Genomic DNA, 11,718 nt, shown 5'->3' on the forward strand with positions numbered 1-11,718 from the left:
ATTATGAATAAACTATTACTTATTTTATTTTGTTTGCCTTTACTTATCGCTTGTGGCGATAGTGGCAATGATCCCGTACCTGTTGCGAAAGAAAGAACTATCACCTATAAGTTCAACACCAATGCAGCACCCACAGGTGTTAATAATCTGATCGGTGTTCAGATTTATAAAGGAATTAAAGCAGGTAGCTTAGTAAAATATAGCCCTTACGCTTATGGCCTTTTCGATGATTTTAGCAAGATAAAACTCGAACTGCCACGAGATGCCGAATATAAGATCGTCTCATCTGTAGTAGTTGATGGTAAAACAAAGGTAGGCAAGGACGGAAACGGATATCTCAAGCCTTTCTCTCTTGGCGGTACAGCTGGTGTTCAGTTGACAAATACATTCACGTTGGACGACACAAGAGCCATGACGTTGCTTAATCAAAGTACAACTACCATCGCAGGATCTAACAAGAAGTCAACAAAAGAAAGTGACTCTTCACAGTTAGAGCCTTTAGATTATAAGATACCTAATCTCGATCGTTATTATGGAGAGGTTACAGAATACAATGGCAGTAACTCCGACGATCCCGCAATAAACATGCAACGTTCTGTTTTCGGTATAAAATTAAGCCTTGACGATGTGTCTAATATAGAGGAAGGTTTAAAGGTTACTTTTTATGTCTATGTTTACGGAGCTCCTGATACACTAAAAGTCTCTAATACCGATGAAGTAAAACAGGTAGAAAGGGTTTATACATTGATGGACGCAACCGACCAGATGTCTTTTAAGACTAAATCATGGTGGATTGTAAACGATGGAGAACCATTTATTGCTTCAGATGGAGGTATTTCAGATGCTTATAAATCTGCACTGATGGAGATAAAGAGTTACCCGTATTTTAAGGATGGCAGTCAACGATGGGGAGAGAATATAGGTTGGCGATATTGGTATTATGCGCCTGGGCCAACCGATTAAAATAAATAAAAAAAGCTACTTTTTTAAAGTAGCTTTTTTTATTACAGACTCGACCAGGACGATCCCCCATTTACTGACTTCTGAATCCCTCCTGTTTCTGTTATTCTAAGTATATTTACGCCCATCCTCAAAAATACGCCATCGGTTGTAATATGGAGATACTTATTGCTGCTTATTGCTGTAAGGAATCCATTCAACCCCATTTCTGTAAATTGACTTAATGGTATAACCTGTATCACAGATCCATATGTTAGATTAAAAGATGCAGTACCCGTAAAGTAGGCATCCGTTATAGCCATCATCTCAATCTCTATTCGCCAATTGCCCGCAACTACACCATTCAGCCTGGCAGACTCAAATACAGTTCCTCCAAAGTCTCTCGGCGAAGCTTCAATTGATGCGATATCGTATGACGCATACGTTGTTGTATTCCGGAGTCTGATCACTGTTCTGGCATATACTGTTGTAGTACCACCTATTGTATTTACTGTGGCCGATATGCTAATTGCAGGGATAACCAGATCATACACTTTTCCGGCTGCAAGCGTAAATGTACGCCCATACCATACATTTGTCTCATTTTGGATTGACCTACTAGCGGACGCACCGCCTATATTTACAAACTCTGAAGTTTCATATCCTCCTATATTTGCGATAGAGGTTATGTCTGTCGGCTTTATGGTAACACGTGTATTACCGTTTGCATCCGCAACGGTAATCTGATTATTTCCCGATACCCTCAACGCACCCTCAATATTAGCATTCTTTGATGTAAAATCGCCGTTAGGATCTACCTTAAACTTTCCATTACCCACATTTAGTTGTCCGGCTTCTATTGCGTCTGCAATAGTATCTCCTTTCAGTTCTATGGTTTTAGAAGATAACGTTATTTTATTGGCGGCAATACTCAAAGAACTTGCAACCTCAGCCAAAGTAGTCTTACCGTCTATTTGCGATTGGGTGTCTTCGGGGGCTTCCGTCCAAGCAGTAGCTTTATTTCCTTCCTCTAATTTCATACCACATATAAGCAGCTTTACTCCGGCAGGTAATCCCGCACTTAACTCAAGCCTCAATCCACTTGTATCACTCTTATTTAATCTTACGGGAACCGATAGACGAGTCCATATGTTCGGTAAAGCTGATATGGCTGATATCAATATTGCATTAGGTAGGCCGTAAGCCCAGAGACTACCACTAACAGAAGATGCGCTGCCATCTATTTTCAGATAAAAACTAAGCATATAATCAGTATCAGCCAAAAGACTTGTATCTGTTAGCTTATATGCGTATGCAGACCATGCAGTAGAAGTTGAGTAAATACGACATCCATTATAGATATCTGTTAATAACGATACCGTTCCTTTTGTTTGCCAATATGATGTATCGTAATTAGCACTTCTTTTTAAAAAGTTACGTCCGCCTACCTGTATTTGCGAAACAGCAAGAGTTATTTTATCAGGTGTCTGATCTATCAAAGATTTAAGGGTTTCTCCTGTCCCCAAACCGTTAATGCCTGTTTTGGTAACCAATGACGATATAGAGTCGTTTGTCTGAGTTACATACGATCCTGATACATTGAAATTGATCTGTACCCACGTTGTGCCGTTCCAACGATACTCAAACCGACAAACATTTTTCGATGAATCCATGTTCACAACGCCTGTTGTATCTGTATAAGTCACCTTCTGCCAGATGTCCCCTACCGAGAATCCCCCACTCGGAGCTGTAGGTTGTGCATCTTGATAGTATGTGCGAGTTTTACTGTCAGCAGTCGTTTGGGCGTTGTTAACCAGATAACTCATGTCTTCGGGGGCTACGGAATAATCGGTAAAGTCACCTTGCTCTAGTTTACATGTAAAGCTCCATATATCAGAAGCAGATATGTTTGCATCTGTCCTTTTCCTACCTAAAAACGCAAAATAAGCTGTTGTCGAAAGTGTCGTAAACTGGTAATTACCGTCTACCCATCCGTGATTTTTTATTAATTTCTTGTTCTTGTCTAACTCGTAAATAACTGCCTGATATGTGCTATTATCATTTTTGAATGAATATAGCGCATTTGATAATGCAGCCAGAAAGGCATCCGTATTTGGTCGAATACGGGTAGAGTTGGTTTGTGCTATTAAGACAGACCCGATGATAGGAGACCAGCCCCCGCTTACCCAACCTATTCTTATAAAACGATTAATACCTTTCTGGTCTAATACGTTCACTTTTTCAACAACACTCGATATTTGCCCCGCCTGTTGTGTGATGCTGCTTTCGGTAGAAGATACCCTATCTCCTAAGCTATTAAAATCAGTCTGGCTTACCTTCGATGATATCCGGGTATCCAGGATCTGCATTTGCGCATTATACTCTGAATAGGCGACCTTTGACAATAACCCTGCATTGGCTGTATCGGCAGCGGATTGAGCCGTAGCTATTCTAGCCTGCACATCTTCGGGAGCTTCCGTCCAATCGGTTCTTTTATTACCTGTTTCCAATTTTATCCACTCAAACTCCCATGAGTCGGTTGCAGCCTGGTTACCTACCAGATAAATCCCCACATTCCTATTACTGGTCTGAGCCGGAACAGTCTTTACCGCAGAATAAAGGCCATCGCTAATCTTTGCAATCTGACCGCCATAATACAATCCACCATTAAACCAAATTCCGAATAGTTTATCCCCCGGGATGTTTCCCTTGATAGTAACTGTCAGCACTTCGCCCACGATGAAGTCTCTGCTGGAAATGAATGTGCCTATGTTATACGTGCTCCCGGCCTTTGCTGCCTTGCTATTCAATAACAGATTCCGGCCTCCCACCTGGATTGCACTTACCTTATTTGTTGCGTCAGTTGCAGCTGTAGAGATAGCTGCATTTTGTGCATTCGTGATAGCTGTCGTCACGTTTGTCCCCGATGACTGGATAGTAAAGTCTCCTGTAAATTTGTTTCCTGATGGAGAAATAACAGTTACCTCTTTTCCTGTCAGGTTATACGAGTTTATACCTGCATATTGTTTGAAGCTCGGAGCGTCCGAACCGTAAGCAGATAAGATGATAGCCGATCGCCTTGCGCTATTTGTACGGTTACCGAACTGAATTATTTCGTCGTTAACTGCCGGGACTCCTGCACCGTCCTTATCTGTCTTTGAGATATTAATATAATCCGTGCCTACCGATGTTACCCGTGCCCAATAGTACTTTATATTAACACCGTTGAACTTCCGGCATATCACCTGATCGTCAACGGCGAACTGGTTAGCAATAGTTCCGTTTGAAGTATCAAAAGAGCATTTCCAGTACGATCCCCCATCTGTCACAGCATTGCAATACATATTCGCCAGAGAGAGTAATATCTGCCCGCCAACACTTTTAATTTCTGCAATAGTAAGTGTATTGATAATCATTTCACGCCTTACCATCAGATTGTCAAATTCAGCGTATGATTGTCCGTTGGCTGCTAACCATGTGCGGAATCCATTTCCGAACTGACCTGATGTAAATGTTTCATTTCCGAACTGATCCGAGATAACTTCATTCGCTTTTATTTTCTTCTGAAAAAGGACGTCGCCTTGTACGGTCCCGCCTGTCTGTTTATTCAAGTATCTGGCGTCTGACGCCTTTGCAGAGTAAGCATTAAAGTCGCTTGCAGGTGTATTATCGAATTGAGTGATTAGATACACACCGTTCTTACCTGTAGCCTGATAGGTAACACCTGCAATTTGTAGCTCTTTTATCGAGTTATCGACACTTTTAGCCCATGAAGCAGCAGCATTATCCCCTACTGTATAAGTAGCCTGATATTTGTTTAAAAGATGCTTTTCGTATCCTTGTATTCTCGATGAACGAAAACCGCCTTCAAATTGGTCGTGTATGAGTTTTACCTTTTGCCCAATCTCCAAATCCATCTCATTATCGGCGAAATGCTGTATCATGGTAGGACATTCGAATACCGATTTATCCTTCAACATATCTTGCTGCCATTCTACAGCAGTATCATATAACTCCTGTTCTCCTGCGGGCACGTACTGATCGGAAACGAGCTGTATATTGAAGCCGTAAAGGATATATGTATCTCCGTTTTGAGGCTTTAAGGTGTTGTTCTGTAAGGCTTTGCCGTAATCTTCATTGCGCACTATTTCGAATAGCTGAGAGTCGGGATCTGTTTCCGGCTTACCTAACGGATTGAATTTAACGACAAAATCTGCTCCATTTAGATTTCCGCTTTGAATGGCAATACGAAGCTCAACTCCAGGTTGTCGGTATTCTTCCTTAAATTGCAGGCCTGTATCTTTATACCTGTAAGCATTCCATTTCGTAACTACCCCTGTGTCGGTATCCGTATCAGTATATTCTACAGTCGTAATAGAAGACATTGTACCTATCCTTTTCGGGTACACCTTTTCGAAAATAACGACAGCCGATTTTATCTCTTCAGGTGATAAGTTAGGTCGTATATCAATAAACTTTCCCTTTGAGGCGGGAATACGCAAACGCTTTTGATAGATGGCGTCCACTGCCTCTCCCGGTGTTGTCTCTCTGTAATTAGCCGGAATATTACGTGTAGAACCGAATGCAAGAATGCGTGTATATTTCTCGGAGTTTTCACCTTCCGAACGTTCCATCTTTTCGACTGAAACTTCGCTCTCAAAATCGATCTCTGAGCCGTAAGAGAATTTTTTTACCAAATGGAATGTTGTGCCCGTCAGATGCCATTCTCCCCCGTATTCCTCTGCTATCTGTGTCGCTGCATCCCAGATTGAAACTTTATCGAATCGAATATTTTTCAATTCCGTGAATTCAATAGTACCGACATTAAATGAATTAATGCCGAAATAACGATTAGCATTATCGGCCAGCAACTGAAAGTGAGTAGCTGCATTACTCATCAAAGACCACTCCACCTCTTCAAGGTTTTGGTTCATATAATAGAACGTATCGTCCTGTAACAAAGTCGTCCAGTGGTCGAAACGAAGCGTATATTTGTAATTACATTTATTTACCTCATCGGGTATATAATCTTCCTTAATAATATACTTTTCACCTTCCCAGATGATATAATCAGATCGTACGAACTTAAAGAAAATATCCAATGCAAAAGATATCTCGATATAATGCTCGCTCATTAGGGCGTTTTTCTCGATGTCTGTATCTTTGAGGGCATAGCGTGCCTTTACAACTTGGTTCTTATCACGGATCGGAATAATGAATTCCTCTACGGCTGTTTGTTCGTCAAACCCAATGATTATATCTTCATAGAAAATAGCTAAGGCCTCTATTCCTTCGTTGTTCAAATCATCGTGAATGTTCCACAATCCTTTTGGTTTGTTCAATAACGTATTTTGCTTATTGGTCTTAAGATATATCCCCGATGATGCAGGCAAGGTATACGTAAGCTTATCGGCCGCACGTGTGGCAGCAGTTGTCGTTGTAGGAATATAAGAGGTGACAGTATCTCCCGATTCTAACTGATAACCCGATGTGATTATATCAGCTCCGTAATTGGATCTATATTTAACGATCCCATTATTACCTGTGATCGTCCTAGTGGCAGATCTTGTTCCATAAACTCTATATATGTTATCTTTAATAAACTTGTTTATAGCTTTGGGAGAAAAAGGCTGTGTATCTATTAAAAGGGCTCCATTTACATTACTTTCGTTTAGTCGGAAATTAGGAACAGAATTATCTACCATTCTCACAAATGCCGACATAGCATAAGAAAGTCCGGATGTAACAGGGCCTCGTTTGTAAATATATGTATCTACATTGTCAATGTGAGGAACTGTTCGCCCTGTTTTTATATAATTGAACCAATCTAGATCTATAATTGGTAATCCTGTATAGTAAACAGCCTGTAATGATGTAGCCAAAGCACTATCTACTAACAGATTTGTACTTTCCTTTTCCACAAGCAACTTAACATCGTCCGTATAGTTTCCATAGTCTATACGTGGAATGTTATTTCCTACAAGCTCCATATTCTTATCCTTGTCGAATAAGGTAGCAGAAGATGAGCGGGAGAAGTTGAAGGGAACCAGATCGCCTGTTATATTATCCATACCATAAACAACACCCTCCTTTGCTGCGATAGGCAATAATATAACCTTTGCTCCTGTCTGAACATCAATAGGGAGATTTTGATACAAATCCAGCAATAATACCTCATCTATCGTAATACCGATTAACGAAAGGTTATATCTGTAGTTCTCTAGTTTACTTATCATAGGGATATACGGTCTTTGGGGTTGGGTTCATTGAATTTTACTGCAAACTTTCCGATATAGTCAAAGAAGCTCAGATCCTGATAGCTTAATGCATCAAGCTTATATATCTTTTTCAAAGAAGGGACTTTCATTGTTACCATATCGGAATCAAGCTCATTTACAAAAGCTTCATATTTTTGTAAATATTCGTCTCTATTTGATGCAGCGATACAGAAGTAAAGAATAACATCCCGATCGGACTTTCTTGGGGTACGTCTGAATACCTGCTTGCCATGTTGACTACGCGCATTATTCGAAGCGTATTCTTTATTCGATGCAGGTAATAGTAAAACATTTTCACTGCCTTCTTCCAGGTATGCCCCCCATGTAGCAAAAGCATCTTTGTCGTTAATATATAATTGACCTATCATACTACTTTGTTATTAAACCTTTTGTATTCTTCTTTATCTCTTGTAAAATATCTTTTATTTCATATAGCTCATTATTGCTATCTCGAATCTCTTCCCATAGAAACCTCGATTCAACCAAGACATTCCGTATAGCCATAAACTCTTCCTTATAGCCTCTAATCAGCTGGTTGCTTTCAGTGGATAGAAGTACTAACTGAAAAGTATTTTGTTGAATAAGAAGATCGACTTCATGAATGCCGGTTAGCCTGCCGTCAATAGCTCCCGCCTGATCCTGTGTTATTGACTCATAACTGCCTTTGGATGAAGATTGAGAATAGCTAGTTGATTTATTCAAATCTATTCCGGTAGTATCCTTTAAATTTTTATTGATAGTATCTACCATACCTTGTATTGCAGGAAGTTGGGTTTTATACCTATCCATTACAGAGTTGGTTTCTTTTGCTACAGCTTCGGATAATTGAGCCTCAGTCAGATTCCCTTTTGAGTATTCTTCGTAAAGTTTTGCGATATTGTCTTTGAAGTCTTTGAATACATCCTTAAGCAATATAGTCTTTATCATATCAGAGACTATATCTCTGAATGTTTGTTTGGCATAATCCTTAAAGCTATCGAGCGCATCTTTACCTTCATCGAACCAGTCCCATATTGAATCAACCATATTATCAACTAACGGCTCATATAGGGAACTTACATATTCTCTTAGTTGTGCTCTAAATTCATTATATTGCTCTGTAAGTGTCTTTAATTCTTCTAAAGTCTCTTTTGTCTGCCCTACTAATTTATCTCCGTATTTTTCGAGTATGACACCTGCTAGTTCTTGATTGAGCATACCATCAGATCCAAACAATTGAGTGTCTAAACCCTTAAAAAGATCCTTGTTTTTATTAATCCATGTTTGCAGATCTTCTGTTTTCTGAGATTTACCGCCGATGCCGGAACCGAGAAAACCACTACTCTTTTTTCGAGTCTCTATCCTTAGATTATTTACAGCCGCAGTAGTACCTTCTTTGTACTTCTTGTTAAGCAAGTCGAATCCGTATGTTATCTTACTAACCCAACCAACAGCAGATTTGAGAGAGTTTGTAAACCAACCACCAGAACCTTTATTTTCATAAATAGCCTGCCCTTCAAGCATTTTATCCCTATAAGAATCAAATATCTTAGCTTGTAGTTCTTTATAGTCTTTTAGGTTTCGAAGGCTATCGTTTCCAAACCATGAGTTTTCAGCTTGACTAGCTTTTAATACTGCAATTTCATACTCATTGACAGCATCACGCATGTTATTTATTCTTTCAATCTTCTCATCATACTTCTCGTATTGGCTGAAAGCATCAGGAAGGATAGAGTTATGCCAATAACGATACCTAGATTATCAGCTTTCAATATATCCTCTGATCCTGACAATATATTATCTACATAGTTACTTAGATCGTCTGGAGACAAAACATCTCCATTGGGTAATATTGGAGTAACTAATATCTCATGTTCTTTTCCTTTCGAATCTGATATACCAAATTGAGAGCTGAAAACAGTTGCTATTCCATCGCCTGCATCTTCCCAACCTTTTTTCACAAGTTCAGCAGCATCAATCATTGGGCGTGCTAATAAATCAACATTGCCAATTCCATTCCCAAATAAATCAAGCATTTTTGATTTTAAATCAGCAAGCATATTTTCTGGTAACTGAGACTGTAAAGCTTCTATATCTTTATTAAACTTTTTTTCTATCTCAAGTCTTTGGTCTGCATAAGATTGATATTTATCTGTCAGGTTTTTTAATGTATCCTTATTTGCTTTCTCGAAAGATAACAAAGCGTTATTCTTCATAGCATCTGCCTGATTCTTTACATTTGATTCAGATAAGTTTTGAGGTACTTTATTTTTACCAAACTTGAGTATTGCTTCTTCTCTCTCTTTGGCCTTCTCGTCTTCATACTCTTTTATCTGTTGAAGCTCCTTTTCGTAATTGAGCGCATTTTGTTTTAGTTGCTTATTAAAACCTTCTTCATCTAAATCTATCTCTTTTTGCTTAAAGTCTAATTTTTGCCGTAATTGCTCATTACTTAATTTAGCTTGCAAGGCATTTAATTCTTGTTGAAGTTTCTTTGCTTTATCGGATTCTGTCTCTGCTTTTTTTTCAGATTTCCCAGAGAAATCCCAGATACCTAGTTTAAGGCGATTATTTGATTCGCTTTCTCTTCTGTCAATTTACCACTGGCAACAGCTGCTTTTAAATCAGCATTGGCTTCTTGTTCTTTTAATGGCAAGAGTTTAGTCAACTCAGCGATTTCCGCATCGTAGCGCATTAGGGTTACTGTCTTATCAATCGATGTGTTGAACACCATAGCTGCTTTTGTTAGGCCATAGGTCGCGATTAAGGAAGTTAAAGCCTCTCCTACCATCTGGTAATTATCTACCAAAGCAGTAGCTACTTTATAGCCTCCGGCAATCAACCCTTCTTGTGATTTTCCGACTTTATTATAAGCATCAATTGCTGCTTTTGTCTCAGATAGGACTTTTTCTGCAAATTCAATAAGAACATCCTGCATACCAAGAACACGTTCCCACACACGCTTAAATTCAGCAAAACCGTCGTCCTGATTATCCGCAGATATATTCATTCGTCCACCGAACATCATTGCCGTGTCTGTTCTTACAAGTTTCTTAGGGAAGTTTGTTATGATTCGAGCAACATCGACAATCTTGTCATCAAGCCTAACCGGATTACCTTTAGCATCAACCAATGTATCAGAATAGACTTCTAAGCGTTTAGGCTCACGCCATCCGACAGACTGCTTACGTCTCTTTCGTTCTCCATTGAACTCACGCTTATACTCAGCAGGATCACGATTCTCTATTGTATCGACAGATAATTTGCTTATTACCTGTCCGAAATCGTCTTTATATTGATCGAGAATAGTTTTAATAGGTGGCATATTCTTTTCTCTTAAAATATAAGAGAGGGGAGTAAAATCTTATTTATATTCACTTTTTTAATCATAGACTTATGGATATTACATTTAGCGAATTTGAAAAACAAATTATTAGGAGTTTTGTAAGTGTTACCGATATAAAAGATAGGGCACTTGTAAATTACATCTATGATGACAGTGAATATATGGCTATTGAATGGGATTCTAATTTCAGCCAAGTAACTATTCACTTCAAGAAACACAAGGCTGATACTATAAAATCGTGGGATTCACTTTGCGAGATTATATTCTTATTCAAAAAATTGGAATATAATAATCTAATTGGGATATACAATAACACCAAGGGAGAGCAAGATACAGCCATCTATGATCGAACAAAATATGAAAAGTCGGAATCAGGGTATTATGGTACAATAGAAGCTGAATTATTCGGAAAAGTAGGCAGAGGTTATAATTTTGGAACAATTGCAGAATTTTATTCAGACATAAGCAAAGACCTTGCTAGGTATTCAAGCTCTTTTGTTTATGTTAGCCAAACTCTAAAAGAACTAGTAAAAGATAATTTTAAATCAAAAGAGCAAAAGAGACATCGAAACACAATGATAGCGGCTTGGGTAGCAATTGCACTCTCAATATTAATGGGTCTTGTCGGATTATTTCAGCAACCTTCAGATAAAATAACAACACCCCTAAATTCGATAAATAAAAATATATCAGATATTTCACTAAAGGTTGATTCCATAAAATCAAATACAATTAAGTTGAATAAAGATTCGCTAAATACTATTCCATAGCGAACCACAGTAATTCCTATGGCAAGTCACTCGCGAAATGCGAGACACCTAAAGGAGCAATATAGCGTTTCGCGACATTGCCTAATTATCAAGACAAAAGCCCCGAAGAATAACCTCGGGGCACAATGGCAGTACAACTAAATTACTATTGCGGTTAAACAGTGCCGCTCACTATATTCATCTCGGGACACTATCTGCTTGTACTTCGCAGAAATAAAAGTTTCCAGTTTGCAACCCGAACGCTCTTACTTTCATGCCCCTTTCTCAAATTAGTTTTGCGAGAATGACAGGACTTGAACCTCTACGCCCAACACCGGATATTTCTTCGGGCATTATCATTTACTATCAAAGTAAAGATCGCAGCCTCTGGACAAAATGTTAGGCTTAGTATCATCAGAGTATACCA

The 11,718-nt window shown here is 38.9% G+C and carries 7 protein-coding genes; 2 read left to right on the forward strand and 5 right to left on the reverse strand.

The window, feature by feature from the left end; translation table 11 throughout:
- The coding region (locus tag LDB17_RS07490) for a hypothetical protein (protein ID WP_393924971.1) at positions 1-963 on the forward strand (963 nt) is incomplete at its 5' end.
- 41 nt (positions 964-1,004) lie between these two features.
- Here LDB17_RS07490 and LDB17_RS07495 read toward each other — a convergent pair.
- From LDB17_RS07495 to LDB17_RS07515, 5 genes are all read right to left on the reverse strand, one after another.
- Positions 1,005-7,175, reverse strand: coding sequence for a hypothetical protein (locus LDB17_RS07495; RefSeq protein ID WP_252639447.1), 6,171 nt, complete (start codon positions 7,173-7,175; stop codon positions 1,005-1,007).
- Positions 7,172-7,585 carry a hypothetical protein gene (locus LDB17_RS07500; RefSeq protein WP_252639448.1) on the reverse strand — a complete coding sequence of 138 codons (414 nt, stop codon included), beginning with the start codon at positions 7,583-7,585 and terminating at the stop codon, positions 7,172-7,174. The genes LDB17_RS07495 and LDB17_RS07500 overlap by 4 nt, the downstream gene beginning before the upstream one ends.
- A gap of 1 nt (position 7,586) precedes the next feature.
- Positions 7,587-8,864 carry a hypothetical protein gene (locus LDB17_RS07505; RefSeq protein WP_252639449.1) on the reverse strand — a complete coding sequence of 426 codons (1,278 nt, stop codon included), beginning with the start codon at positions 8,862-8,864 and terminating at the stop codon, positions 7,587-7,589.
- Positions 8,865-8,869: 5 nt separating this feature from the next.
- On the reverse strand, positions 8,870-9,664 hold the full coding sequence (locus LDB17_RS07510) for a hypothetical protein (protein ID WP_252639450.1): 795 nt from the start codon (positions 9,662-9,664) through the stop codon (positions 8,870-8,872).
- 86 nt (positions 9,665-9,750) lie between these two features.
- Positions 9,751-10,521: a hypothetical protein gene (locus tag LDB17_RS07515; RefSeq protein ID WP_252639451.1), complete on the reverse strand. Its 771-nt coding sequence runs from the start codon at positions 10,519-10,521 to the stop codon at positions 9,751-9,753.
- Positions 10,522-10,592: 71 nt separating this feature from the next.
- Between LDB17_RS07515 and LDB17_RS07520 the strand changes: the two genes are divergently transcribed.
- On the forward strand, positions 10,593-11,312 hold the full coding sequence (locus LDB17_RS07520; RefSeq protein ID WP_252639452.1) for a hypothetical protein: 720 nt from the start codon (positions 10,593-10,595) through the stop codon (positions 11,310-11,312).
- The last annotated feature ends 406 nt before the right edge of the window (positions 11,313-11,718 follow it).

The organism is Dysgonomonas sp. Shenzhen-Wh21 (genome assembly GCF_043392705.1).
In the GTDB taxonomy this organism is placed as follows: domain Bacteria; phylum Bacteroidota; class Bacteroidia; order Bacteroidales; family Dysgonomonadaceae; genus Dysgonomonas.

Excerpts from the sequence above, each read along its gene's own strand:
- LDB17_RS07495 (WP_252639447.1), bottom strand. The coding sequence starts at position 7,175 with ATGATAAGTAAACTAGAGAACTACAGATATAACCTTTCGTTAATCGGT.
- LDB17_RS07500 (WP_252639448.1), bottom strand. The coding sequence starts at position 7,585 with ATGATAGGTCAATTATATATTAACGACAAAGATGCTTTTGCTACATGG.
- LDB17_RS07505 (WP_252639449.1), bottom strand. The coding sequence starts at position 8,864 with ATGCGTGATGCTGTCAATGAGTATGAAATTGCAGTATTAAAAGCTAGT.
- LDB17_RS07515 (WP_252639451.1), bottom strand. The coding sequence starts at position 10,521 with ATGCCACCTATTAAAACTATTCTCGATCAATATAAAGACGATTTCGGA.
- LDB17_RS07520 (WP_252639452.1), top strand. The coding sequence starts at position 10,593 with ATGGATATTACATTTAGCGAATTTGAAAAACAAATTATTAGGAGTTTT.